The following is a 26,223-nucleotide window of genomic DNA, read 5'->3' as shown; positions in this document are numbered from 1 at the left end:
CTACGGGTCACATTCTCGCGGAATTCGCGCAACTGCATGCAGACGTGTACAACCTCCTGAAATCTTTCATGCGCGGCGCGCATATCCGGGGCGCGGATGCTCCCGTACGGCGCATTTGCTTCGCGTTAAATTCGCTCGGGCTATGGCTTGGGTTCGTGTCTTTGCCAGCGAAGAGAGCCCCGGCCGCCGATGCTGACCCAAGCGCTTCTGGTTGACGACAGCCGTTCCGTCCTCAACTTCCTGAAACGTCACATCGAGGCCGAAGGCCTGGTCGAGGCCACGAGCTTCCTCGATCCCGTGGAAGCGTTGACTTGCGCGCGCGAACGCGGCTTCGATCTCGTGCTGGTCGACTACGAGATGCCGCACATGGATGGCATCAGCTTCATCCGCACCTTCCGTGCCCTGCCCGGCTGTGCCGACATCCCGATCGCGATGATCACGTCGCGGCAGACCGATGACGTCAAGATGGAAGCATTGCAGGCCGGTGCAACCGATTTCCTGCCCAAGCAGCCGCAAAGCGTCGAGATGACGGTGCGCCTGCGGAATTTGATTCAGCTTGGTGCAGCCGTACGCAAGCTCAACGACCGTGCGGCGCATCTGGCCAGCGAAGTCGCAGCCGCGACGCAAAAGCTCGGCGAACGCGAGGAGGAGATCATCCTGCGGCTCGCACTCGCGGTCGAATATCGTGACAACGACACCGGCGAACACACGCTGCGAGTTGCCCGGTACAGCCGCATCATCGCCGAGCAGCTCGGACTGCCGGCCCGGCTTTGTCGCGACATTTATCTGGCCGCGCCCCTGCATGACGTCGGCAAGGTCGCCATTCCCGACAACATTCTGCTCAAGCCCGGCAGGCTGACCGACGATGAGATGGCGGTGATCCGCACCCATGCAACGATCGGCGAGCGGATCCTGGCGAACTCCGGCTGCGAGCTGATCCAGCTCGGTGCGCAAATTGCCGCAGGCCATCACGAACGCTGGGACGGTGCGGGCTATCCAAACGGTCTGAGGGCAGACGAGATCCCGGTCGCCGCGCGCGTGGTCGCGGTCGCCGACGTCTTCGACGCGCTGACGACGCGACGACCATATAAAGAGCCGATGCCGATCGAGCTGGCTCGCGGCTATTTGGTCGAGAACCAGGGCCGCCAGTTCGATCCGGCCTGCGTCGAGGCTTTCTTGTCGCGCTGGGACGAGGTGGTCGAGATCGCCGCCGGTGAGCGGGCAACGCCATTTCACAAGGCCGAGGCTCCGCTCACTCCGGCCATGGAGGCACCTGCCGAGGGCCGTTCGCCTGAGGTTGTCCCGGCCAGCTGATTTCGCCGTCCGGCCAACAGCTTGGCATCTTCCTTCGTCGGCGATGGCCGGCTTGAACCACTTCCTGCTAGAGTGCACCAATAATCAAAGAGTGATTCTGGTCACACTTGCCTGGGCGCCCCGATGCTAAAAATCGCGCCGGGACGGGGACCAGCAAAGTATCGGTCGAATTGAATGAGAATAGTCATGAGAAGCCTGATCGGCGCTGTTGTCGGCGCGTTCTGTACTGCGGCCCCTGCCTTGGCAGAGACGCCGGCCGCGATCGTCGAGGATGTGCAAGGCAAGGTCGATGGCGTCGAGTTCATGGACTATGTCTCCGCGGGCAAGATCATCAAGCTCGGGCCCAAGGCCAGCATTACGCTCAGCTATCTCAAATCCTGCCTGCGCGAGACCATCAGCGAGGGCGTCGTGATGGTTGGCGCCGAGCAGAGCACCGTGCAGCTCGGCGACGTGCAGCGTGCCAAGGTGCTCTGTGACACCAAGGCGGCGCAGCTCTCCGAACGCGAGGCGAACCAGAGTGCGGCGACCACGTTCCGGACCATGCGGTCCGATGCCAAGAGCGCACCGTCCAAGCTGCCGACGATTTACGGCGTCGCGCCCCTGATCCAGGCCAAGAGCGGCAGCACGCTGGTGATCGAGCGCACCGACGGCAAGGAACCCACGATCAGCGTGCCGCTCAAGAACGACATCATGATCCGCGGCAAGTTCTACGACTTTGCAAAGGCCGGGAAGTCGCTGACCCCGGGCGGCAGCTATCTCGCAAGCCTCGGGGCCAAGCGTTACACCTTCCAGGTCGATGCCAGCGCGACCGCCTCGCCAACCCCGATCATCGGCCGCCTGCTGCGGCTCGAATAAGCAGATCTAGCGACCGGGCGATGCGGCGGATCGGGGGACGGGACATCGTTGCGGCGACCCTGATTGCGCTCGTGACGGGCGCGATCTTCACGTCGCCGCCGCTTCAGACCCTGCAAGGCCTTTCGCTCGACATCCTCACGGCGATGCGCGGGAGGCTTCTCGGCGACAGCCGCGACATCGCGACATCGCCGGTCGTCGTCGTGGCGATCGACAGTGAAACCTACGACACGCCGCCGTTCAAGGGATCGCCGACGCAGACCTGGACGCGCGAGATCGGCCGGGTGCTCGGCAGCGTCACCGAAGGCGGCGCCAAAGTGATCGGCTTCGACGTCATCTTTCCGAGCTCGATCGAGCAATCGGAGATTCCTTTTGGCGACACCGCCGTTGGCGGCCGCATGAAGGGATTCGATCGGGATTACTTGATCGCGCTCCGGCAAATCTCCGACAGCGGCAAATTGGTGCTCGGCGAAATCCTGAGCAATGACCATCCGGAAGTGCCCTATCGCGCCCAGCAAGTCGCCGTGCGCAACACCGTGCGGGCACTCAATGTCCACACCGACCACGACGACGTCATCCGACGGATGCCGCTGAGCTTTGCCATCGAGGGGCGGCCGGTCCCCGCGATGGCGGTCGAGCTCACTGCGCGCGCGACGGGCGCAAAGCCCGAGATTGCGCCCTCTGGCGCGACCGAATTGTCCGGCTATGCGATCCCAAGTGCCGTGCCGAATACAATGACGCTCAACTTCCGAGGGCTGGGACGCGACATCCCGACCTTCTCCTTCGTCGATCTGCGTGCCTGCGTCGAAAAGGGTGACCGCGACTTTTTTCGCCGCGCTTTCGACGGCAAGGTCGTGCTGCTCGGTACGGTCCTGAATTTCGAGGACCGCAAGCTCACCTCGATGCGCCTCTCCGGCGGGTATGACGGCACGCCGGCGGCACGATGTGCCCTGCCCACGCCGGCAAGCACTGTGCAAAAGTCTCGCAGCGACGTCGCCGGTGTGTTCGTGCACGCCACCGCGGTCCGAAATCTGATCGAGCGCGATGCCGTGACCGAGCTCGGCTTCCCAATGCGGACCATTCTCACGATCGCGTTCGCGGCGATCATCGCCTGTGCGGCCTGCCTGCTCGCACCGAGTGGCGCGCTGCTCACGTGGTCCGCTCTCACCGTCGTTTATGCAGCCATAGCCGTCAGCGCGTTCGTCCATGCCTTGGCGCTGCCGCTGACGGAGCCGGCACTCGCCAGCCTTGCCGCGCTCGCGATCATGATCGGCTACCGATTCATGCTGGCCGATCGCGACGAACGCTTCCTGCGCAAGAGCTTTGCCTTCTACCTCGCGCCCGAGGTCATCGAGACCATGGTCACCTCCGGCAAGATGCCGGCGCTCGGCGGCGAGATGCGCAACGTCACCATGTTCTTCTCCGACCTCAGCGGTTTCTCGTCCATTGCCGAGACCATGACGCCGGGAGAACTGGTGACGCTGATGAACGAATATCTGTCCGCCATGACGGATATCATCGAAGGCCATGGCGGTTACGTCGACAAATATATCGGCGATTCCATCGTCGCGATGTTCGGCGCGCCGGCCGACGATCCCGCACACGCCGCCAACGCCGTTCGCGCTGCGCTGAAGTGCCATGAGAAGCTCGCGGAGCTCAATGCGGGCAATCCCGTCTTCGCCGGTCACGGCCTGTCGCATCGCATCGGGCTCAACAGCGGCGAAGCCGTGGTCGGCAATATCGGTTCGCGCCGCCGCTTCAACTACACCGTGATGAGCGACACCGTGAACGTCGCCTCGCGGCTCGAGGGCGCCAACAAATATTACGGTACCGCGATCATGGCCTCGGAGACGACCATGACGCAGAGCGGCGACGCCTTTGCCTGGCGTGAGCTGGATGCGATCAGGGTGCTGGGGCGCGGCGAAGCCATCAGGGTGTTCGAGCCGCTGGCGGAGAAGGGCGCGGAAGGCGCCCAGCAGGCGAAGGTCGCCGCAGCTTATGCTGAAGGACTGGCGCGCTGGCGCGCGCGGCATTTCGCGAAGGCGGCTGATGCCTTCGGGCAGATGGCGGAGACTGATCCGGCGTCAGCGCTGTTTGCGAAGCGCGCGACGGCATTCACCGCGAATCCACCGCCGCCAGATTGGACCCCGGTCAATACGCTGGAAGGGAAGTAGCGACGTCAGCGCCAGACGCGCCGCGCCTAAAACGGCAGTCCCACGTAATTCTCCGCGAGCAGGCGCTGCGCCGTCTCGGACGAGAGCAGATAGTCCAATTCCGTCTGCTGAAGCCGGTCCTCGTATTCGAGCCGGTCGGGGAAGCGGTGCAAGAGCATCGTCATCCACCAGGAGAAGCGCTGCGCCTTCCAGATCCGCGCGAGCGCCTTGGCGGAATAGCCGGCAAGCCCGGAATCATCGCCGCGCTGATAATGCGCGAGCAGGGCGTGATAGAGATAGTAGATGTCGGACGCCGCGCTATTCAGCCCGCGCGCGCCCGTCGGCGGCACGATGTGAGCGGCATCGCCGGCGAGGAACAGGCGGCCATAGCTCATCGGCTCGGCGACGAAGCTGCGCAAGGGCGCGATGCTCTTCTCGATCGACGGCCCCGTGATCAGCTTGCCGGCGACCTCCTCCGGCAAGCGGCGCTTCAGCTCGGCCCAGAACGCATCGTCACTCCAATCCTCGACCTTATCGGTCAGCGGCACCTGGACGTAGTAGCGGCTCAGCACCTGCGAGCGGAGCGAACAGAGCGCAAAGCCGCGCTCGTGCTTCACATAGATCAGCTCGGGCGACACCGGCTTGGTGCGCGACAGCACCCCCAGCCAGCCGAACGGATAGACCTTCTCATATTCGCGCAGCACATCCTTCGGGATCGACTTGCGGCTGACGCCGTGGAAGCCGTCGGCTCCGACGATATAGTCGCAATCGACGCGGACGGTCTCACCGTTCGATCGATAGGTCACGTAGGGGCGGTCCGATGTCAGATCATGCGGCGTCACGTCCTGCGCATTGTGCACGACCTTGCCGCCGAGGCGGTCCCGCGCCTCATAGAGATCGCGCGTCAGCTCGGTCTGGCCGTAGACCAGCACCGAACTGCCGCCGGAATGCTTGTGCAGATCGATCTTGGACAGCACGCCGTCATGGGCGATCTCGAAACCGGTGTGGATCTCGCCCTCGCGATCCATCCGCTCGCCGCACTGTGCCTCGCGCATCAGCTCGGCGAAGCCATGTTCGAGCACGCCGGCGCGGATGCGGGCGAGCACATGGTCGCGGCTGTATTTCTCGAGCACGACCGCGTCGATGCCCTTGAGGTGCAGCAGCTGGGATAACAACAACCCGGACGGCCCGCCGCCGATGATACAGACCTGAACCTTCATTTTCGCGTCCTCCCGTCGGCACTTTTTTGCAGATTTGGCGGCGCAGACCGATGGAGGGTTTCGCCATTGTCTTGTACTATTCGAACATGAGAAGCGCGCTCCCGGCCCCGGCGATCCGGGTCTACAATTTGTTCGGCGAGTCCGGCGATCTGCCTGATGTCGTGCATTGCGAGACCATCGCGTCCCGCTCGGTGCTGCACGACTGGACCCTGGCCGTGCACCGCCATGCCCGGCTGCACCAGGTGCTGCTGATCGAGCGCGGCGGCGGCGAGGCGACGCTTGACGGGCGCGTGGTGCAGCTGAAGCCGATGCAGATCGTCAACGTGCCGGTCGGTCACGTCCACGGCTTCCGCTTCGTGCCTGATACGCAAGGGTGGGTGCTGACCATCGCCGCGGAAATTCTGGACGAGGCGCTGCTTGCCGCCGAGGGCCTGCGCGGTCCGCTGTCGCGCTCAGCCGTGGTGCGCGGAACGCCGCAGATCCGCGCCACCATGAAGCAGATCTTCGCCGAACACGCCGCGCGCGATTTCGGCCGCGCGCATGTGCTGCGGGCGTTGTCGTCGGCCATGATCGGGCTGGTGGCCCGCGCGCTCATGAGCGAGAGCGGCGGCAACGGCACGGTCGAATCCAGCCTGTTCCGGCGATTCGAGGCGCTGCTGGAGCAGCATCACCTGGAACGCTGGAGCGTCGCGGACTATGCCGAGGCGCTGGCGGTGACGCCGACACATCTCAACCGGATCACGCGGGCGGCGACCGGCGATACCGCCTCGCACCTCATCCTCAACCGGCTGATCCGCGAGGCGCGGCGCAACCTCGTCTACACCAATTTGCCGATCTCGACGATTGCCTACACGCTCGGCTTCGAGGATCCCGCCTATTTCAGCCGGGTCTATGCCGCAGCCACGGGAGTGTCGCCGCGCGCCTTCCGCGCGCAGCTGCATGGCGATGAAGGTTGACACGTCGGACGAAAGACCGAGCGCGCCCATGGATGAAGGCGACATTGCCGCAATGGCCGCCTTTGCTGCCGGTGCAGCCACTTACCTTCGTATATCGGGTCCTATCCTTTGCATAGAAGCCCCTTACCTCAGTACAATTGAGTAGGGCCTGCTCGCGCCTTAGCGTGGCTGCATTCGGCGCCCTGGCGCTGGTGGCATGGAACCTCCCTTACCTTGGCGCAAGACGGCCACCCCTGTCCGGTCGTCTGCGCCGCTTTTTCAGCAAGCCATCGGCGCCTTCAGTATTTTCCGGCCGACATACCGTACCCTGACAGCTGATCGGCCAGCTTTCGCGTGGACTGGAGATTTGAGCACAATGTCTTCGATTGAGAAGATCGCACTCTTTATCGATGGCTCCAATCTCCATGCCACCTCCAAGGCGCTCGGCTTCGACATCGATTACAGGCGTCTGCTCGGCGAATTCCAAAGCCGGGGTGTGCTATTGCGGGCCTTCTACTACACGACCCTCATCGAAAATCAGGAGTATTCGTCGATCCGCCCGTTGATCGATTGGCTCGACTATAACGGATACACCGTCGTCACCAAGCTCACCAAGGAGTTCGTCGACGCCACCACGGGCCGCCGCAAGGTGAAGGGCAGCATGGACGTCGATCTCGCCGTAAGTGCGATGGAGCTCGCCAAGCACGTCGATCAGATCGTGCTGTTCTCGGGCGACGGGGATTTTCGTTCGCTGGTGGAAGCCCTGCAACGCCGCGGCGTCCGCGTGACGGTCGTCTCCACACTCTCCACTCAGCCACCCATGGTCGCCGACGACCTGCGCCGGCAGGCCGATGTATTCATTGACCTGGCAGAACTGAGACAAAAAGTGGGGCGCGATCCGGTCGACCGGCCGGGATCGCGCGAAATGCGTCAGTCGCCGCAATTCCTCGCCCGCGGAGCGATCAATCGCGGCGATCCGGTGGAGTGATCCTGCCGGACGGCTGCCGGATTCTCACACATCGAAGAACACCGTCTCCTCCGGCCCCTGCAGATGGATCGTGAAGGAATACACGACCTTGCCGCCGCGCTCGCTGCGCTTGGCGACCAGCGTCGAGCGCCGGGACGGCTGTTCGATCAGGTTGAGCACGGGGTCGGCGGCGTTGGCGGTCTCTTCGTCCGAGAAATAGAGCCGCGTGTTGAGGCCGATGTTGATGCCGCGCGCGACGATCCAGACATTGATGTGCGGCGCGCATTTCCGGCCCGCCTTGTCGAGGATCGCGCCCGGCTTGATGGTCTCGAAGGTCACGAGGCCGCTCTCGAAGTCGGAGCCGGCGCGGCCCCAGCCGCGAAACTCCTGCTCCAGCGCGCCGGCCGAGCGATCGGCCGGATGGTTGTAGCGGCCGCTCGCATTGGCCTGCCAGATCTCCAGCAGCACGTCGCGCAGCGGCGTACCGGTGCCGTCGAGCACCTTGCCTTCCAGCGTGATGCGCTCGCCTTCCGTATTTGGCGTTGTCAGGACATTCGAGAAGTTCTTCTCGAAGATGTCGAAGCCGGCCATCGCCGGGATCAAGCCGATATGGACGTAGGGCCCGGCCGTCTGCGAGGCGGTTTCCTTGAGATAGTTGAGCGGCTGCGGCATGACTCAGTTCCCCGCGGTGCGGTTTTCAAAATAAGTGGAGCGCTGGCCGCGCAGGACGATGTCGAAGCGGTAGGCCAGCGAGTCGAACGGCGCCGAGGCGTTGAGGTCGAGCGGCGCCACGAGGCGGTCGAGCGCATCCTGGTCCGGAATCGTCGTCAGGATCGGACAGACAGGGATCAGCGGATCGCCCTCGAAATACATCTGCGTGATCAGCCGCTGCGCAAAGCCCGAACCGAACACCGAGAAATGGATGTGGGCGGGACGCCAGCTGTTGACGTAGTTGCGCCAGGGATAGGGCCCCGGCTTCACGGTGCGGAAATAATAGTAACCGGTGTCGTCGGTGAGCGCGCGGCCGCAGCCGCCGAAATTCGGGTCGACCGGCGCCAGATAGGTGTCCTTCTTGTGCCGGTAGCGGCCGCCGGCGTTGGCCTGCCAGAACTCGACCAGGGTGTTCGGAACGCCGCGGCCGGTCTCGTCCAGCACGCGGCCGTGGACGATGATGCGCTCGCCGACGGGATCGCCGTCCTTGGCGTAGTTACGGATCAGATCATTGTCGAGCGGACCGAGATCGTTGTGGCCGAACACCGGCCCCGTGATCTCCGAGACCGAGCCCTCCAGCGACAGCAGCGACTGCCGCGGCGAGCGAAGCACCGAGGATTTGTAACCGGGCGCATGCGCGGGCGGATGGATCGAACGATCGCGCTGGAAGAAGCCGCCATCACCAAGCGGCGGCGTCAGGGGCTCGGGGCGGTTGAGGCGGGGATCCCGCAAGGCTGGCGCCTGGGCATTCATCGTGTCTCTCTCCCTGGGGCGCCCGGGGTCCGGACGCGCGGCTTATCGGGAGATCATGGGCCGGTCTATTCCGCAGATAAATAGATTGATTATAATATATTGCATGAAAGAAATCGATCATTTGGCCCTCGACGGCCACGCCCTCGAGCTGTTCCTTGCGGTGCTGGAGGAAGGCTCGGTCACGGCGGCCGCCACCCGGCTCGGCCTGACGCAGTCCGCCGTCAGCCACGCCCTGAACAAGCTGCGGCGGATCGCGGGCGATCCCCTGTTCGCCAAGTCCGGCCGCGGCATCGTCGCAACCGCGCATGCGCAAGCGTTGGCCGCAAAGGCGCGCGCACTGATCGACGAGATGCGAAGCTTTGCCGGCGGCGTCAGTTTCGAGCCGCCGCGCGCGCAGCTTTCGTTGACGATCGCGGCCAATGACTTCCAGCGCGATCTGCTGCTGCCCCGGTTCTTCGATCATGTCGCCGGCCAGGTGAAGAGCCTGAATTTGCGCGTGATCCCCTCGCAGTCGCCCTCCCCCGCGATGCTGCGTGAGAACCGCTGCGATCTCCTGATCACGCCGCTGCCGCCGTCCGGCATCGACATCGTGCAGAAGCGCCTGCTGAGGGATCATTACGTCTGTTATTTCGATGCCAAGGCGCGTACTGCGCCGGCCAGCCGCAGCACCTATCTCGCCGCGCGCCACATCACCGTCGTCTATACCGACAATGAGAGGCTCGATTTCGACCGCCGGCTGGCGGCCAACGGTCTTCACCGCGACATCGCGATCTCGGTCCCGAGCTTTTCCGGCGTGCCGTCCTTCCTGCGTGGCTCGCAAATGCTGGCGAGCATGCCGAGCCTGCTCGCATCCGGCGTGATGCGCGGCTTCGCGCAAACGCGGATACCGCTGGCGTCCCGCACGCGGACGCTGGCCGAGCTGCCGATGTTCATGGTCTGGCACCAGCGCTATCAGAAAGATCCGGCTCATCGTTGGGTCAGGAGCCAGCTCGAGACGGTCGCAGCGACGGCCGCCAAGGCTTGATAAGGCCTGATCGCCGATACCGCCTTTCGGAAGACCACCCTTCGCCAAACCCACTGGTTGCGCGCGGGCCGCCGCGCTAAAATCCCCCCATGACAGTGACCGATATTGCGAGCCGGACCTACAATCACAGCTGGCGGCTGGACCCCATCATCCGCAGCCTGCTTGATACCGACTTCTACAAGCTATTGATGTTGCAAATGATTCGGGAAGACTACCCGGATCAGCAGGTGACCTTCTCGGTCATCAACCGCTCGCGCCATGTCCGGCTTGCCGAGATCATCGACGAAGGCGAGCTGCGCGCCCAGCTCGACCATGCCCGCACCATCCGCTTCACCAAGAAGGAGCTGATCTGGCTGGCGGGTAACACCTTCTACGGCAAGACCCACATGTTCTCGGCGGACTTCATCCGCTGGCTGGCCGAATTCCGCCTCCCCGAGTATGAGCTGCGCAAGGTCGAGGGCCAGTACGAATTGCATTTCCACGGACCGTGGACCCACACCACGATGTGGGAGATCCCGGCGCTCGCGATCCTCAACGAGCTGCGCTCGCGCGCGGCGACGAAGGGCCGCGGCCGCTTCGAGCTGGACGTGCTCTATGCCCGCGCCAAGGCCAAGCTGTGGACCAAGGTGGAGCGGCTGCGCAAGCTGGAGAATCTGCGCCTGTCCGACTTCGGCACACGTCGGCGTCACGGCTTCCTCTGGCAGCGCTGGTGCGTGGAGGCGGTGAAGGAAGGCCTGGGTCCGTCCTTCATCGGCACCTCCAACGTGCTGCTCGCGATGGACAACGATCTCGAAGCCATCGGCACCAATGCGCATGAGCTGCCGATGGTCGCCGCGGCACTCGCCAGGGACGACGAGGAGTTGCGCTGGGCGCCCTATCGCATTCTCGACCAGTGGCGCCAGACTTACGGCGGCAATTTGCTGATCGCGCTGCCCGACGCCTTCGGCACCAAGGCCTTCCTGCGCGATGCGCCGGAATGGGTCGCGGACTGGACCGGCTTCCGCCCCGACAGCGCGCCGCCGATCCAGGCCGGCGAGGAGATCGTCGCCTGGTGGGAAAGGAAGGGGCGCAATCCCAAGGACAAGCTGCTCGTCTTTTCGGATGCCATGGATGTCGGCTCGATCGAGGAGACCTATCACCACTTCGCCGGCCGGGTGCGGCTCTCCTTCGGCTGGGGCACCAACCTCACCAACGACTTCGTCGGCTGCCCGCCGGACGGCTCGTTCAATCTCGATCCGATCTCGCTGGTCTGCAAGGTGTCGTCGGTCGATGGCCATCCGGCCGTCAAGCTCTCCGACAATCCGGAGAAGGCGACCGGCATGCCCTCGGAGATCGAGCGTTATTTGCGCGTGTTCGGCGACGCCGGCCGCGTCCGCAAGCCGGTGCTGGTCTAACGGCACCGACGAAACTCTCTCGATCGGGTAAACCGCGCACGACGAATGCGAGGCATTCGTTCGTCGATGCGGCGCCTTGTCCTATTTACCGGCATTTGAAGCGATTTGCGCATATCGGCTTCACAGCGGTTTCACCCTGCGATGCAGTCTCCCGCGCCTTTCAGGCCGAGTTAAGCAACCATATCCTCTACTTGGCGTTGCAGGCGCAGCGCTCCGCTGGGGGTCATTGCGCGATTTGGGGAACGCAGGGTGTTTCGCAGAACAGCGACGTCGACGAAGGGACACAGCTTCCTTCATGTCATCAAGCTCGTATCGCCTTTCGTGATGGTCGTCGTGCTCCAGGCGGCGATCGCGGGATTCAGTCTCGAGGTGATGTCGTCGGTCCGCGCCTATATCGCGGGCGAAGCGATGTGGTCGCGCTCGCAGAAGAACGCCGTCTATTTCCTCAATCTCTATTTGCATTCGGGCGATGCCAGCCAGTTCACGCAATACCAGGCCTCGCTTGCCGTTCCCATCGGTGACGAGTTCGCGCGCTGGGCACTCGAGCGTGATCCGGTCGACGTCGAGGCCGCCCGCATCGGCTTCCTGCAAGGCGGCAACCATCCCGACGACGTGCCGGGACTGATCTGGCTGTTCCGCTACTTCAACCGCGTCAGCTTCCTTCAGGACGCGATCCGCGAGTGGGCTGCCACCGATCCGATGCTGCTGGAGCTGAGCGTGTTCGGCGAGGTCATCCGGTCCGAGCTCGCGAAGGGACCCATTCAGGACGAGGACCGCCTGCAAGTCCTGTCATCGCGGCTCTCCGAGCTCAACGCCCAATTCACGGTGCATGCCAAACGGTTCTCCACGGTGCTCGGCGAAGGCTCCCGCGCCATTAAGCTGGCGCTGACCGGCATCAACATCGCCACCGCCGCGGCGCTGATCCTGCTCCTGATCTGGCACACCAGGCGCTTGGTGCTGCAGCGACAGTCCTTCGAAGACGCTCTGCATGCCGAGAAGGAACGCCTGGCGTGGCAGGCATCGCACGACTGGCTGACTGGCCTTTCCAACCGCCGCGCCTTCGAGGCTCGTCTGCAAGCCGAACTCGACAACATCGCGGCGGGATCGCTCGGCCTCATCCTGCTCGACCTCGACCAGTTCAAGAGCATCAACGACAGCTGCGGTCATCTCGCCGGCGACCGCCTGCTCTGCCAGATCTCAAACCTGCTGCAACGGGATCGGCGGCCGCATGACCTGGTGGCCCGGCTCGGCGGCGACGAATTCGGCCTGATCCTGCCGCAGTGCTCGCCTGCGAACGCGGTCGACATCGCCGAACGGCTGCGGCGATCGCTCGAGCTGTTCAACTTCGCCTGGGACGATCGCTGCTTTGCGGTGACCGCCAGCGTCGGCGTCGCCTGCATCGCGGATCGCAACATCACGCTCGAGGATGCAATGCGGCGCGCCGATGCGGCCTGCTACCGCGCCAAAGAAAAGGGACGCAACCGCGTTCAGGTCGATCGCGGGCGACCGGACGTCGTCGTGGTCGCGCCTTGGCACCGCGAAGCCGCCGCCGCGCAAGGCTGATTGCCGCCCGCGCATCATTTCAATTCGACGGTCGGCCGACATTGCGATCGGGTTGAGTTCGCCTCAGACCGACCCGATGACGTCTCGGTCCACTCTGGCGCGCCGGACAGTGCAGTGATACGGCGCAGTTGTGACGTCGCGGCCACATGGCTTTGAAAAAGCGGCGCTCTTCGCATTCGGACACATCACATTGCGCGCCGGGCCACGATGGCCCGCGCCTCCTTCTCTAAGCATGGCACTGCCCAATGTTTGCGGCGCGATTCCACGGGTTGCGCCGCAGGAGGAGTTTTGGAAGTGCCTTGGAATCGTTTGCTGGCCCCGCGCAATATCGTCCGCTCGAACACGCCCCGGCGGCGCATGCTACTTCTGAGCACCGCGATCGGCGCCCTCGCCGCAAGCGGTCCGCTACCGTGGTTCATCACGCCGGCGCAAGCGGTGTGTGTGGTGACCGGAGCCGGCACGCTGACGACGCTTCAGTCGGGTGATTCAATCACCTGCGTCGGGAATAACACCCAGATCAAGACATTCCCCGTAGTCAACGGCGTCACCATCAACATCGGCGACGGCACCACCGCGACCACGGTGAACGACCCCACTTTTGCGAGCATTGTGCTTCAAACAGCATCCAACAGCTCGATCAGGGTCTTCAACAACGCCTCGGTCGGGTCAGCCAACAGCGACGGCATCATCGTGTCAGGCGGAGCCAACAATGCAATCACCGTGGATGCGGGTGCCGCAGTTGGGTCACCGGTCCTCGGCTCGACGGCGCTCAGTCTGTCCGGTTCGAGCAACAACACCATCGTGATCGGAGGGACGGTTGGAAGCGGGACTGCCGGAAGCGCCGGCATCGGCATATTCGCCGGCTCGGCGAGCAATCAGGTGACCATCCTGTCGAGCGGCCTCGTCCAGGGCAACGGCCCGGCGGCCTTCGAGCTCAACGGCGCGGCAGACGGCAACACCATCAACAACGCCGGCACGATATCGAATGCCTCGGGCACCGCGATCATCGGCTCGAACAGTCAGGACATCATCATCAACGCCGGCACGATCGTCCACAACATCGTCAGCACGGCCGTCGACCTCAAGGGCGGCAACGACGTCTTCGAGCTGCGCGCGGGATCGAACATCACGGGCTGGGTCGTGGGTGGCAACGGAATGGACACGTTGCGCCTGGGCGGAACCGCCAACGCGGCGTTCGACCTCGGCACATTCGGCGCGGCCGACCAGTTCAAGGACTTCGAGATGATGCAGAAAACCGGCAGCTCCACCTGGACGCTGACGGGCTCGACGACGGACGCAGCGACCATGAATGTCCAGGCCGGCAGCCTCGTCGTCGATGGCGGGATGCCCAACGTTGCGATGACGATCAGCGGCGGCACCCTCGCCGGAAACGGCGCCATCGGCGATCTCACCGTGCTCTCGGGCGGCACGGTCGCACCCGGCAATCTCGGTTCCCTCACGAGCTACGGCAATACCACGTTCAACGCGGGCTCGACCTACGCGATCTCCGTCAACGGGGCCGGACAATCCGACAAGATTGCTGCCTCGACCGCGACGCTGAACGGCGGCACCGTCGCTGTCACCACGCTTGCGGGCGCCTACGGCCCCTCGACGAAATATACCATCCTCAGCGCGCCGAACGGCCTGACCGGGACGTTTTCCGGTGTGACGATTAGCGGATACAATCCGCAGTTCTTCTCCTCTGCCCTTGGCTATGACGGATTCTCTGTCTTCCTGACACTCAACTACAACGCGGCAGCCTTCTCTACCGTCGCCCAGACGCAGAACCAGAAGGCCGTGGCCGGCGCGCTGAGCTCGTTCGGCGCCAATTTGCCTTTCCTGTCCTCGTTCGCGGGCCAGAGCGATGCACAGCTCCGTTACAATCTGGATCAGCTCTCGGGCGAGGCTGCGACCGGCGCGCAACAGGGCGCCTTCCAGTTCACGGGCCAATTCCTCGGCCTCATGCTCGATCCGTTCGTGAGCGGACGCGGCGGCCCGGCTACGGGTGCAGGCGATACGGCATTCGGCTTCAGCCCCGAACGTGCCGCGCTGCCTGCGGATATCGCCCTCGCCTACAACAAGCTTTTGGGTGCGCCGTCTGCGAAAGCAGTGCCCTTTGCGGAGCGCTGGACGGCCTGGGGCACGGCATTCGGCGGCACCAACCGGACCAGCGGCGACCCGGTCGTGATCGGCAGCCATGATTTGGGCGCGCGCGCGGGCGGCTTTGCTGCCGGCGCCGATTATCATGTCAGCCGCGATGCACTGGTCGGCTTCGCGCTTTCGGGCGGCGCTACCAAATGGGACCTCGCGCAGGCAATCGGCGGCGGCAGGAGTGATGCCATGCAGGCCGGTGTCTACACCGCCGCGCGTACGGGGCCAGCCTATTTCGCCGCATCCCTCGCCGTGGCCAATCACTGGATGTCGACGGATCGCTTCGCCCCCTTTGGCAACCGGCTGACCGCGAAGTTCGACGCACAAACCGTCGGCGGCCGCATCGAGGGCGGCTACCGCTTCGCAACGCCGCTCGGCGGCATCACGCCATACGCAGCGGCGCAGGCACAGGTCTTCCGCATGCCGACCTACACCGAGACCGACCTCGGCGCCGGCGGCTTCGGCCTGACCTATCGGGGGCGTACGGCCTCCGACACGCGCAGCGAACTCGGCGCGCGCTTCGATCGCGCCACACTGGTCGCACCGAACGCGGTCCTGACGTTGCGCGGCCGCGCGGCCTGGGCCCATGATTGGGTGAGCGATCCGACGCTCGTCGCCGCATTCCAGGCGCTGCCCGGCGCGAGCTTCATCGTGCAAGGCGCGACGCCGGCAAAGGATGCCGCGCTTGCATCGGCCGGGGCCGAGCTGAAGTTTACGAACGGTGTTGCGTTGTCGGCCAAGTTCGACGGCGAGTTCGCGGCCCGCAGCACCACCTATTCCGGCACCGCGAGCCTGCGATACGCCTGGTAGCACCGGCGCCCGATCAAGACTTCCGCGCGCCGACCGGCAGAATGCCGAGGCCGGCGAGATGGGCGTCGACGAACTGTTCGATCTGCTGACGCAGCATCTGCGGCGGCACGGCCACCATGCGCTCCTCGAGACCGAGCGAGATGATTCCGTGCACGGCAGAAAACAAGGTGCGCGACAACAGCGCGATCTTCACGTCATCCGCATCCGGTAGCAGCCGCACCAGGGGTGGGTGCATCAGCGCAAAAGCGTCCATCACCATCTGCAGGATGTCGTCGGGATAGGGACGGTCGTCCTCCATTCGATGCTCGAACAGCGAGCGCAGCAGATTGGCGTGCTCCGCGAAGAATTCGAGATAGGTCTCGGCAAGCCCGTAGAGCTGGCGAACGGGATCTTCGGCCGGAACCCCGCGAAGCCGGGCCGTGAGCGCCTGAACGGTCTCCCGATTGACGGTCAGGATGACCCCGTCGAAGTCGCCGAACTCGTTGTAGACGCTGCCAACGGAGCAGCCGGCGGCCTCGGCAACGTCCCGAACCTTCAACGATCTCAATCCTTTAGTCGCGATAATCCCCCGCGCGATCTCCAGGATCTGGAGCCGCCGCCGATTTTTTTTCTGATCCCGCAACGATTCTTCTTGAACATTGTTCATTTTCGAACTACTCATGTGAACATTGTTCAAATTAACCTGGAGACGACCAAAATGCAAACCCTCGCTATTGATATCGCCGCTACCTTCGTCGACGACGCCACCGCCCTGGTGACCGGCCTTGGCCGCGCCCTGCTGCGGTTCGCCATGACGCCGATCGATCGCATCGCAAATGCCTGCGACATTGCCGGCGTGCTGACAGAACGCCGGGCGACCTTGCGGATGTGGCGGGCGAGCCGCGCGCGTGCCCGTCAGGACGGCCGCCGGATCAGCCTGCTCCGCCGCCTCTCGCCCTTTCGTCACCTCGCCCATCTCACCTGAGGCGCACCCGACCTGCACACGCAGGTCGTCTCGAATGCAAGAACTGGTTGCAAGGAAGGACTTACCATGTCCCGATGTTCGCGGCCGATCTCGCCAGACTTCAGTGACGCGGTTCAGCTTTTCCTCATCGCTCGGCGCATACCCGGTAAGGCGCGCCCAGATATTTTGCGAACCTAACGACGCCGCTTGGAGACCAACAGGATCAGAGGGATCGAGGGGACAAGGCAGGCAGGCCATCAGCGCCCGCAATCGTTCGTCCCCTCCCCTTCCGGTCGTGACGCTTCAAAGACAACGTAACGAACCTCATTCTGCCTTTCCAAAACAGGACTAGTCATGATCAGGGAATTGATGTCGTCACGCCGCTTTGCCCCACTGTTCTGGGCGCAATTCTTCTCGGCGCTCAATGACAACGTGCTCAAGAACGCACTCGTCATCATCCTGCTTTACAGTGCCGCAACCGGCCACGGCGATGCGCTGGTGACGGTGGCAGGCGCGGTCTTCATCTTCCCCTATTTCATCCTGTCCGGGCTCGGCGGCCAGCTCGCCGACAAATACGTCAAATCCGTCGTCGCAAGGCGGCTCAAGTTCGCCGAGATCTTCGCTGCTTGCTTTGCCGCCGCCGGCTTCTTCCTGCACTCGGTGCCGCTCCTGTTCGCAGCGCTCGCCCTGTTCGGCACCATCGCCGCGCTGTTCGGACCCGTGAAATACGCCATGCTTCCGGATCAGCTCGAGCTCGGCGAGCTCGCGACCGGCAACGCGCTGGTCGAAGGCGCGACCTTCATGGCGATCCTGCTCGGCACCGTCGCCGGCGGCCAGTTCGTGGCGGGATCCGCGCATATGGGCTGGGTCGCATCGGCCGTGGTCGTGCTGGCCTTGCTGTCATGGGCCTTCGCCTCCCGCATTCCGCAGACGACGCCCTCTGCGCCCGATCTGCCTGTCGACGCCAATCCCTGGACCTCGACGGTGAGCCTGCTCAGGACGCTCCATGCCGACCATCGCCTCTGGGATGGTACCGTGATCGTCTCCTGGTTCTGGCTGGTCGGCGCCATCGTGCTGTCGCTGCTGCCGGCGCTGATCAAGGAGGTCGTCGGTGGCTCGGAGGGCGTGGTAACGCTGTGCCTTGCGATCTTCGCGATCGGCATCGCCATCGGCTCGCTGTTTGCCGCCAGCCTCAGCCACGTTCGCCCGAACCTCGCGTTGGTGCCGATCGGCGCCATCATCATGGGCTTTGCGGGCCTCGACCTCGCCTGGGCGATCGGCGTGACCGCCAAGGGGCAGGACATCACCGCACTCGGCTTCGCCACCTCGTTCGCCGGCTTGCGTATGCTCGTCGACTTCGTCGCCTTCGCATTCGGCGGCGGCTTGTTCGTCGTTCCCTCCTTTGCCGCGGTCCAGGCCTGGTCGGCACCGTCCGAGCGTGCCCGCATCATCGCCGCCGGCAACGTGCTGCAGGCCGCCTTCATGGTGGTCGGCTCGCTGTTCGTCGCGCTGCTGCAGGCGGCTGGCCTTCACATCGGCTGGATCTTCTTCGGGCTCGGCGTCGCCAGCTTCGGCGCAGTCTGGTTCGTGCTGACGAAATGGGGCAAGGAAGGCGTGCGCGATTTCGGCGGACTGCTGTTCCGCGCACTGTTCCGCACCGAGGTTCGCGGCCTCGAGAACCTGCCGCCTGCCGGCACGCGCATGCTGATCGCGCCCAACCATGTCAGCCTGATCGATGGCCCGCTGCTCCATGCCGTGCTGCCGATCGACGCGAGCTTCGCGGTCGACACCGGCATCGCCAAGGCCTGGTGGGCCAAGCCGTTCTTGCGCGTCGTCAAGCACTACACCATGGATCCGAGCAAGCCGCTGGCTGCGCGGGACCTGATCAAGCTGGTCGCCGCCGGCGAGCCGGTGGTGATCTTTCCGGAAGGACGCATCACCGTCTCGGGCTCGCTGATGAAGGTCTATGACGGCACCGCGATGATCGCGGACAAGGCCGATGCGGTGGTCGTACCCGTTCGCATCGAAGGCGCGCAGCGCTCGCATCTCAGCTACCTCAACTCCAGCCAGATCAAGCGCTCGTGGTTCCCGCGTGTGACGGTCACCATCCTGCCGCCGATCAAGCTGCCGGTCGACCCGGCGCTGAAGGGCAAGGCGCGCCGCAACGCCGCCGGCGCCGCACTCCAGGACGTGATGATCGATGCGATGGTCAAGAACGCCATGCTCGATCACACCCTGTTCGAGGCGCTCGGACACGCCTATCGCGACCGTGACACCGGCAAGGTCATCATCGAGGACGCGCTCGGTACCAAGCTGACCTATCGCAAGCTGATCCTTGGCGCGCAGGTCTTGAGTCGGAAACTCGAGACCGGCACCGCCGTGGGCGAGAATGTCGGCGTGCTGTTGCCGAATTCCGCAGGCGTCGCCGTGGTCTTCATGGCGCTGCAGAACATCGGCCGGGTCCCGGCGATGCTCAACTTCTCGGCCGGCCCGGTCAACGTCCTCGCGGCCATGAAGGCCGCGCAGGTCAAGACCGTGCTGACATCGAAGGCCTTCATCGAGAAAGGCAAGCTCGACAAGCTGATGGCTGCGATCTCCGCGGAAGCCCGAGTCGTCTATCTCGAGGACGTCCGCGCCTCGATCGGGACGGCCGACAAGATCAAGGGCCTGCTCGCAGGCACCGCGCCGCGCGTCGCCCGCCAGGCCAGCGACCCCGCCGTCGTGCTGTTCACGTCGGGTTCGGAAGGCACGCCCAAGGGCGTGGTGCTGTCCCACCGCAACATCCTCGCCAACGCGGCGCAGGCGCTGGCGCGGGTCGATGCCAACGCCAATGACAAGGTGTTCAACGTGCTGCCGGTGTTCCATTCGTTCGGGCTGACCGGCGGGATGATGATGCCGCTGCTCGGGGGCATTCCAATCTACATGTACCCCTCGCCGCTGCACTACCGCATCGTGCCCGAGCTGATCTACCAGACCGGCGCCACGATCCTGTTCGGCACCGATACGTTCCTGACCGGCTACGCCCGCTCGGCGCACGCCTACGACTTCCGCACCCTGCGGCTCGTGATCGCCGGCGCCGAAGCGGTCAAGGACCGCACACGGCAGGTGTTCATGGAGCGCTACGGCATCCGCATCCTCGAAGGCTACGGCGTCACCGAGACGGCGCCGGTGCTGGCGATGAACACGCCGATGGCCAACCGCCCCGGCACCGTCGGCCGCCTCTCGCCGCTGATGGAAAGCCGCCTCGATCCGGTCCCCGGCATCGAGGAAGGTGGGCGCCTCTCGGTGCGCGGGCCGAACGTGATGCTGGGTTACCTCAGGGCCGAAAATCCGGGCGTACTCGAAAAGCTTCCCGAGGGCTGGCACGACACCGGCGACATCGTGGCGATCGACGCCGCCGGCTTCATCACCATCAAGGGCCGTGCCAAGCGCTTTGCCAAGATTGCCGGCGAAATGGTCTCGCTGTCCGCGGTCGAGAGCATCGCCGCGACGTTGTGGCCGCAGGCCGCATCGGTCGCCGTCTCGATCCCCGACCCGCGCAAGGGCGAGCGCATCGTGCTGCTGACGACGGAGAAGAATGCCGAGCGCAGCGCGATGCAGGGCCAGGCCAAGACGATCGGCGCGTCCGAGCTGACCGTTCCCGCGGCGATCTTGGTGGTCGACAAGGTGCCGCTGCTCGGCACCGGCAAGACCGACTACGTCACCGCGACGACGATGGCGCGCGAGCAGGCGTCCGCGCCGGAGCGCGAGGTGGCGTAAGACAGATGCACGAGGCGCCTCATTCAGGCGACGCGCGATGCCCGGGAGTGGTTCTGCTTCACGGCATCGCGCGGACCTCGGCATCTCTGATGAAGCTGGAACGGGCGCTTCGTGCGGCCGGCTTCGCAACGCTCAACATCGACTATCCCAGCCGCAGCAAGCCGATCGCCGCGCTTGCGGAGGATATCCACCCGGCGATCACCCGTTTCGCCGAGCGCGACGCACCGCTGCATTTCGTCGCGCATTCGATGGGCGGGCTCGTCGCGCGCGCTTATATCGCGAAACACCGGCCGGCCCGGCTTGGCCGCGTCGTGATGCTGGGCACGCCGAACAGCGGCAGCGAGGTCGCCGATCTCCTGCGGGGATCTTTGCCCTATCGCAAATTCTACGGGCCAGCCGGGCTCGAGCTCACCACCACGCCTGCGACCGCGCCGAATGCCCTCCCCGCCATCGACTATCCGGTCGGCGTGATCGCCGGAAGCCGCTTCATCGATCCCGTCGCCGGCCTGCTCGTTCTGCCGAAGCCAAATGACGGACGGGTCTCTGTGCAAAGCGCGGGGCTGGCCGGCATGGCCGACCATATCGTCGTGAAGACGTCGCATACCGGGCTTCCGCGCCACGCCGCCGCGATCGCGCAGACCATCGCCTTCCTGCGCGAGGGCCGCTTTCAACCGAGATAGCGGGTCACGCTGCAGTCCGCCGCTCCTGCGCATAGCGCACCAGCGCGGCGAAACGGTAGATGCCGTGCACGAACTTGCCATAGGGCATGGTGACGAACAGCGCGAACACTGCGCCGAGATGCAGCGCCAGCAATGGCCCCATTGCGGCGGTCTCACGCAGGACCAGAAGCGCCATGCCGGTGAGCCCGGTCAGGAACAGCATGGCGATGAAGCCGACATCCATGCCGTAGCTAAACTCGTCGAGCAGCGCCGGATCGCGTCGCATCTTGGCCGTGAACAGGCCGATCGGGCCGATGATCAGGCCGATGCCGCCGAGCGAGCCGAGCACGACGGGCAGGTCCCACCACGGATACGGCGCCTCGCGGCCGAGCAGATAGTGATACAGCGTGGCGACCGAGGTGGCGGCGAAGCACAGCAGAAAGCCGTAGAAGGTCAGGTGGTGATACAGCTTGCGCCGGTCGGTCGGCTTGTCGTCCTCGTTGTAGCAGCCGACGCCGCCGCCATGGAGATAGCGCAGCTCGCCGGCATCGCGGATCGCCTGGAAGATCGAGCCCCCGTCGGCGTGGCCACCGATCGGCGGCCCGATGTCGCGCCAGAAAGCGCGCACGCTCATGACGAGCGCCAGGATCGCAAAGAGGAATGCGGCGCTGAACAGCGCGGCCATCGCGTTGTGCGGCATCAGCTTGTAGAACGCACCAGGACCGCTGTGCACGCCGAACAGAACGCTGCGGTCATTCAAAGCGGCAAAGCCGAGGATGAAAACTGCCATGCTGAGCGCAGCGACGATGCTGATGACCAGACCGTTGCGCGCGAAGGCGCCGGACAGCGCCCTCGGCCAGGCATAAGCGGCATAGGATTCCGCGCGCGCAATCGCTAGCGTCTGGGGAACGTTGACGTTGAACTCGTGCGGCGGCGAAAACTGGCAATCGACGTAGCAGGCGCCGCAGGAATGGCAGAGATTGGCGAGATAGTTGAGGTCGCCGTCCGAGAAGGCGCGGCGCATTTCCATGGCCGGAAATACCGCGCACAGCCCCTCGCAGTAGCGGCAGGAATTGCAGACCGTCATCAGGCGGTCGGCTTCGTTCAGGATCCTAGTTCCGTGCATGTTTTGCCGCTTCCCGTCCCGCGATCCGCCCGAACACGCTGCCGATCGTCATGCCCATGCCAGCTGCGTAGCCTTTGCCGAGCACGTTGCCGGCCATGATCTCGCCGGCGGCGAACATGTTGCCTGACGGCTTGCCGTCAGCCATCAGCATCCGCGCCTCCTTGGTCACGCGCGTGCCGAGATAGGTGAAGGTGATGCCGGGCCGCACCGGATAGGCGAGATAAGGCGGCGTTTCGATCTTGCGCGCCCAGTGCGTCTTGGGCGGCGTGATGCCTTCGGTGCGGCAATCATCCAGAATCGTGTGGTCGAAGGTGCCTGATAGCACCGCGGCGTTGAACTCGGCGATCGTCTTTTCCAGCGCTGCCGGGTCGAGCTCCAGTTTGCCGGCGAGCTCGGCCACGGTCTGTCCGGCGATCGGCGGAAACAGCGTCGGCATGAAGCTCGTGACCACGGTGGAGTCGAAGATGATGTAGGCGATCTGGTCGGGCTGCGCCGCGACCAACCGGCCCCAGATCGCGTAGCGCTTCGGCCAGAGGTCCTCGCCTTCGTCGTAGAAGCGCTGGGCGTGCTTGTTGACGACGATGCCGAACACCACGGAGTCGTGACGTGTGATGATGCCGCCGTCGAATTTCGGCGCGCGGGCGTCGATCGCGACCGCATGGCACTGGGTGGGATCGCCGACCTCCTGCACGCCCCTGTCGAGCAACATCTTCAGGATCGAACCGCGATTATAGGGCGTGCCGCGGATCAGGAAATTGTCGGCGGCCTCGCCCCAATATTGCTTGAGCCATTCGATGTTTGCCTCGAACCCGCCGGCCGCGGCGACCAGCGAGGTCGCGCGGATCTCGGTCTCGCCCTTGATCGGCCGTTTCAGGCGCGCGGCGAGGAACATGCCGTCTTCGATCAAGAGGTCGGTGACCTCGGCGTCGTATTCGACCTCGACGCCGAGCCGCTCGGCGGTGAGATAGAGCGCATTCAGCATCGCCCGGCCGCCGCCGAGGAAGAAGGAATTGGTACGGCCGAGGCTCAGCGTGCCGCCGAGCGAGGGCTGCCAGCGCACGCCCTGCTCCACGATCCAGTTCAGGATGTCCTTGGATTCGCGGATCATGTGGCGCGCGAGCACCTCGTCGGTCTGCCCGCCGGTGACGCGCAGCAGGTCCTCCCAGAACTCGTCCTCAGTGTAGGGACCGGTCAGGATTTCGGTTGCGGCGTCATGGGCGCAACGCATGTTGCGGGTGTGGCGGGTGTTGCCGCCGCGATAGAACTTCGGCGCGCCTTCGAGCACCAGCACCGAGGCACCACCGCGCCGCGCCGCGATCGCCGCGCACAGCGCCGCGTTGCCGCCGCCGATCACCAGCACGTCGTATTTGCTGCTCATGCCGTCCGTCCGATACGACGAAGTGGAAACATTCTATCCACCGGCGGCACCGGTCACCCGCACCGCCATTGCGTACTTTTGTATACAAAGATATACATAAGCTGTGCAAGCGACATCTCTGCGTGGGCAGGATGCGCCTTGCGTCGAGGGAACATGGCAAGGCGCCCGGCAAAGACAGGCGGATCAATCGCGCGCGGCGGCGGCGTTGCGCTCGGCGAGGCCGTGTTCCGCTCGCTCTGTGAAGCACTCCAGGCCGGCAACTACCGCGCCGGAGATCGCCTGCGCGAGGAAGAGGTCGCACAGCGGCTCAAGGTCAGCCGCACCCCGGTGCGCGAAGCGCTCGGCCGGCTCGCCGCGCGCGGCTTCGTCGAGCCCGCCGGCGGCCGCGGGCTGATCGTGCGCAATCTCGACATCTCCGAGGTTCTCGAGCTTTACGCCATGCGCGAGATCATGGAAGGCGCCGCGGCGCGCCTTGCCGCTGAACACGCTTCGGCGCCCGAGGTCGATGCGCTCCGGGATATCGCGCAGGCTTTTGTCGAAGCTCCCGCAGCGGACGCGGCCGAGATGGCAAGACTCAATCGCAGCTTCCACGAGGCCATATGCCGGGCAGCGCGCAACCGCTATCTCGACAACGCTTCGCGGGAATTGCAGGACTGGATCGCCCTGCTCGGCCCGACCACCTTCTCCGTATCGGGCCGCCCCTCGTCCAGCCATGGCGAGCACCAGGCCATCATCAACGCCATCGCCGCGCGCAACGGCGACAAAGCAGAGCAGCTTGCCCGCGCACACATCCGCGAGGCGCTGCGCTGCCGGCTGAAGCTGTTACAGAAGCAGTAGGCCGGCCCGATCACGCCTCGAGCACGCGCGTCAGCAGCCAATATCCACCGAGCAGCCCAATCGCCGCGGACACCGAGTAGACCAGTCTCGTCGCGCGTGCCGGCTCATCCGGCCCGACCACAGTCACACGGTCCAACAGGCCAAGTATCGGCACCATCAGCGCGACGATCGCGATCTGCCCGATCTCGACGCCCATGTTGAAGGCGGCCAGCGCCGGGACGATCGCATCCGGCGGCAGGCCGATCTCGTGAAGAGCGCCGGCGAAGCCAAAGCCGTGGATCAGACCAAACAAAAGAGCCACGCGCCAGCGCTTGTCGACGTCCCGCGAGAAGAAGTTCTCGGCCGCCACGAACACGATCGAGGCCGCGATCGCCGGCTCCACGATGCGGCTCGGGATGACCAGGACATTCAGCGCCGCGAGCGACAATGTCAGGGAGTGGGCGATGGTGAAAGCGGTCACGATCTTGACGACCGGCAAGAGCCGTCGCGCCCACAAGACGATCGCGACCAGAAATGCGATGTGATCGTAACCGAGAAAGATGTGCTCGATGCCGGTGAGCAAATAGCGTTGCATGATCGAGAACGGCGATGGCGGCGCCGTCGAGAGCGTCACCGTCGTATTGTCGGCATCGAGCAAGGCCTGCGCCTCGGACCTGCCCTGCGCGATCAGCACCACCTGTCGCGCGGTCTTGTCTTTCGCCGTCAGCACGGTGGAGCGATAGACGATGTCGCCGGCCGCGTCCGCGCAAGCAAAGCTGTTGCGATAGACGATGCCGTCACCATCAGGCAGGATCGCGGCATCGCCCGCCGAACAAGCCGTACCGCCGCCTGTCACGGCCAGGTGCCTGCGGAGATAATCGACGATTGCGGACTTGGCCGCTTTGACCGCGACCGGGTCGACCGCGTCCTGCCCTGCATCATGGATCTGCGTGCCGATCAGGCGATCGACATCGCTGCCCTTCAATCCCATCTCGACGTTCACAATGCGATCGGCGGTGAGGGCCACGCGCGCGGTCACAAGATTGATCTGATGCGCCTCAGCCGGCGGGCAGACCACAAGCAAGATCGCGAACCACAGTAGCAGTGGCCGCCTCATGATCGCGCTCCATTGCCGTCACGCCAGCACATCCGCGACGACCGCTTTCACGACGTCCCTCACATCACCCGGCTTGAGCCGCACCTGCAACCCGCGTTGGCCGCCATTGAGATAGACGAGATCATGCGCGAGCGCGCTCTGCTCGATCACGGCGCGAATGGGCTTGCGCTGCCCGAACGGGCTGATGCCGCCAACCTTGTAGCCGGTGACGCGCTCGGCCTCCGGCGGCTTCATCATCTGCGCCGACTTGCCGCCCGCGGCTGCGGCGAGCTTCTTCATCGAGACCTCCTGGTCGGACGGCACGACCACACAGACCGGCTTGCCGTCCACCAGCGCCATCAGCGTCTTGAGGACACGTGCCGGGTCTTCACCGAGCGCGGCGGCCGCCTGCAGCCCGATGCTCTCGGCGTCAGGATCATAGTCGTAGGCATGGACGGTGAAGGCAACACCGGCGGCCGTGAGGGCCCGGGTGGCGGGGGTGACCTTGGACATGGGCCACGTTTAGCACCGTCATTGCGAGGAACGAAGCGATGACGATGTAGGGGTACAATTCCCCGCCACGCTCTCCGTTGTCGTCC

General features: G+C 64.8%; 20 protein-coding genes. 12 read left to right on the top strand and 8 right to left on the bottom strand.

Going from position 1 to position 26,223, the window contains the following annotated elements:
- Positions 1 to 189: 189 nt before the first annotated feature.
- The 3 genes from A3AS_RS0107820 (at position 190) to A3AS_RS0107810 (ending at position 4,340) form a co-directional block, all read left to right on the top strand.
- Entirely contained in the window at positions 190 to 1,314 is a 1,125-nt protein-coding gene (locus A3AS_RS0107820) for an HD domain-containing phosphohydrolase (RefSeq protein WP_018317041.1), read from the top strand.
- A 186-nt stretch (positions 1,315 to 1,500) separates the two neighbouring features.
- On the top strand, positions 1,501 to 2,169 hold the full coding sequence (locus tag A3AS_RS0107815; RefSeq protein ID WP_018317040.1) for a hypothetical protein: 669 nt from the start codon (positions 1,501 to 1,503) through the stop codon (positions 2,167 to 2,169).
- Between the two features lie 20 nt (positions 2,170 to 2,189).
- Entirely contained in the window at positions 2,190 to 4,340 is a 2,151-nt protein-coding gene (locus tag A3AS_RS0107810) for an adenylate/guanylate cyclase domain-containing protein (protein ID WP_018317039.1), read from the top strand.
- A gap of 26 nt (positions 4,341 to 4,366) precedes the next feature.
- On the opposite strand, the gene pobA is transcribed toward A3AS_RS0107810, so the two are convergent.
- On the bottom strand, positions 4,367 to 5,539 hold the full coding sequence (pobA, locus tag A3AS_RS0107805; RefSeq protein ID WP_018317038.1) for a 4-hydroxybenzoate 3-monooxygenase: 1,173 nt from the start codon (positions 5,537 to 5,539) through the stop codon (positions 4,367 to 4,369).
- Positions 5,540 to 5,589: 50 nt separating this feature from the next.
- On the opposite strand from pobA, the gene A3AS_RS0107800 reads away from it, so the two are divergent.
- Together A3AS_RS0107800 and A3AS_RS0107795 are read left to right on the top strand one after the other, a co-directional pair.
- The gene (locus A3AS_RS0107800; protein WP_018317037.1) at positions 5,590 to 6,495 is read left to right on the top strand and encodes a helix-turn-helix domain-containing protein; all 906 of its coding nucleotides are present in this window, start codon (positions 5,590 to 5,592) and stop codon (positions 6,493 to 6,495) included.
- Positions 6,496 to 6,850: 355 nt separating this feature from the next.
- Complete coding sequence (locus A3AS_RS0107795; RefSeq protein ID WP_018317036.1) at positions 6,851 to 7,462, top strand: NYN domain-containing protein; 612 nt, start codon at positions 6,851 to 6,853, stop codon at positions 7,460 to 7,462.
- 24 nt (positions 7,463 to 7,486) lie between these two features.
- Here A3AS_RS0107795 and pcaG read toward each other — a convergent pair whose 3' ends face one another.
- Together pcaG and pcaH are read right to left on the bottom strand one after the other, a co-directional pair.
- Positions 7,487 to 8,113 (bottom strand): protocatechuate 3,4-dioxygenase subunit alpha, encoded by a 627-nt coding sequence (gene pcaG, locus A3AS_RS0107790; RefSeq protein ID WP_018317035.1) that lies wholly within the window; start codon positions 8,111 to 8,113, stop codon positions 7,487 to 7,489.
- A gap of 3 nt (positions 8,114 to 8,116) precedes the next feature.
- Positions 8,117 to 8,905, bottom strand: coding sequence for a protocatechuate 3,4-dioxygenase subunit beta (pcaH, locus tag A3AS_RS0107785; protein WP_018317034.1), 789 nt, complete (start codon positions 8,903 to 8,905; stop codon positions 8,117 to 8,119).
- Between the two features lie 103 nt (positions 8,906 to 9,008).
- Here pcaH and A3AS_RS0107780 point away from each other — a divergent pair, with 103 nt between their 5' ends.
- The 4 genes from A3AS_RS0107780 (at position 9,009) to A3AS_RS0107765 (ending at position 15,847) form a co-directional block, all read left to right on the top strand.
- Positions 9,009 to 9,929 carry a LysR family transcriptional regulator gene (locus tag A3AS_RS0107780; RefSeq protein ID WP_018317033.1) on the top strand — a complete coding sequence of 307 codons (921 nt, stop codon included), beginning with the start codon at positions 9,009 to 9,011 and terminating at the stop codon, positions 9,927 to 9,929.
- Positions 9,930 to 10,018: 89 nt separating this feature from the next.
- Positions 10,019 to 11,323 carry a nicotinate phosphoribosyltransferase gene (gene pncB, locus A3AS_RS0107775; protein ID WP_018317032.1) on the top strand — a complete coding sequence of 435 codons (1,305 nt, stop codon included), beginning with the start codon at positions 10,019 to 10,021 and terminating at the stop codon, positions 11,321 to 11,323.
- A 249-nt stretch (positions 11,324 to 11,572) separates the two neighbouring features.
- Positions 11,573 to 12,886 carry a GGDEF domain-containing protein gene (locus A3AS_RS0107770; RefSeq protein WP_018317031.1) on the top strand — a complete coding sequence of 438 codons (1,314 nt, stop codon included), beginning with the start codon at positions 11,573 to 11,575 and terminating at the stop codon, positions 12,884 to 12,886.
- 357 nt (positions 12,887 to 13,243) lie between these two features.
- A complete protein-coding gene (locus A3AS_RS0107765; RefSeq protein ID WP_245283157.1) occupies positions 13,244 to 15,847 on the top strand; it encodes an autotransporter domain-containing protein in 2,604 nt (867 codons plus the stop codon).
- Positions 15,848 to 15,860: 13 nt separating this feature from the next.
- On the opposite strand, the gene A3AS_RS0107760 is transcribed toward A3AS_RS0107765, so the two are convergent.
- Positions 15,861 to 16,493: a TetR/AcrR family transcriptional regulator gene (locus A3AS_RS0107760; RefSeq protein ID WP_026201775.1), complete on the bottom strand. Its 633-nt coding sequence runs from the start codon at positions 16,491 to 16,493 to the stop codon at positions 15,861 to 15,863.
- Between the two features lie 651 nt (positions 16,494 to 17,144).
- Between A3AS_RS0107760 and A3AS_RS0107750 the strand changes: the two genes are divergently transcribed.
- A complete protein-coding gene (locus A3AS_RS0107750) occupies positions 17,145 to 20,549 on the top strand; it encodes an acyl-[ACP]--phospholipid O-acyltransferase (RefSeq protein WP_018317027.1) in 3,405 nt (1,134 codons plus the stop codon).
- Between the two features lie 5 nt (positions 20,550 to 20,554).
- Complete coding sequence (locus A3AS_RS0107745; RefSeq protein ID WP_018317026.1) at positions 20,555 to 21,229, top strand: triacylglycerol lipase; 675 nt, start codon at positions 20,555 to 20,557, stop codon at positions 21,227 to 21,229.
- A gap of 4 nt (positions 21,230 to 21,233) precedes the next feature.
- On the opposite strand, the gene tcuB is transcribed toward A3AS_RS0107745, so the two are convergent.
- A complete protein-coding gene (gene tcuB / locus A3AS_RS0107740) occupies positions 21,234 to 22,334 on the bottom strand; it encodes a tricarballylate utilization 4Fe-4S protein TcuB (protein WP_018317025.1) in 1,101 nt (366 codons plus the stop codon).
- The gene (gene tcuA, locus A3AS_RS0107735) at positions 22,321 to 23,712 is read right to left on the bottom strand and encodes an FAD-dependent tricarballylate dehydrogenase TcuA (protein ID WP_018317024.1); all 1,392 of its coding nucleotides are present in this window, start codon (positions 23,710 to 23,712) and stop codon (positions 22,321 to 22,323) included. Before tcuA ends, tcuB begins: the two co-directional genes overlap by 14 nt.
- A gap of 153 nt (positions 23,713 to 23,865) precedes the next feature.
- Here tcuA and A3AS_RS0107730 point away from each other — a divergent pair, with 153 nt between their 5' ends.
- The gene (locus A3AS_RS0107730) at positions 23,866 to 24,549 is read left to right on the top strand and encodes a GntR family transcriptional regulator (protein WP_018317023.1); all 684 of its coding nucleotides are present in this window, start codon (positions 23,866 to 23,868) and stop codon (positions 24,547 to 24,549) included.
- Positions 24,550 to 24,559: 10 nt separating this feature from the next.
- On the opposite strand, the gene A3AS_RS0107725 is transcribed toward A3AS_RS0107730, so the two are convergent.
- Together A3AS_RS0107725 and ybaK are read right to left on the bottom strand one after the other, a co-directional pair.
- Positions 24,560 to 25,645, bottom strand: coding sequence for a HupE/UreJ family protein (locus A3AS_RS0107725; protein WP_049814809.1), 1,086 nt, complete (start codon positions 25,643 to 25,645; stop codon positions 24,560 to 24,562).
- A gap of 18 nt (positions 25,646 to 25,663) precedes the next feature.
- Positions 25,664 to 26,137: a Cys-tRNA(Pro) deacylase gene (gene ybaK, locus A3AS_RS0107720; RefSeq protein WP_018317021.1), complete on the bottom strand. Its 474-nt coding sequence runs from the start codon at positions 26,135 to 26,137 to the stop codon at positions 25,664 to 25,666.
- Positions 26,138 to 26,223: the final 86 nt, after the last annotated feature.

It is taken from the genome of Bradyrhizobium sp. WSM2793 (genome assembly GCF_000379585.1).
Classification (GTDB): domain Bacteria; phylum Pseudomonadota; class Alphaproteobacteria; order Rhizobiales; family Xanthobacteraceae; genus Bradyrhizobium.
The sequence above is the reverse complement of the archived record's forward strand: the minus strand, read 5'-3'. Positions and strand labels throughout refer to the sequence as shown.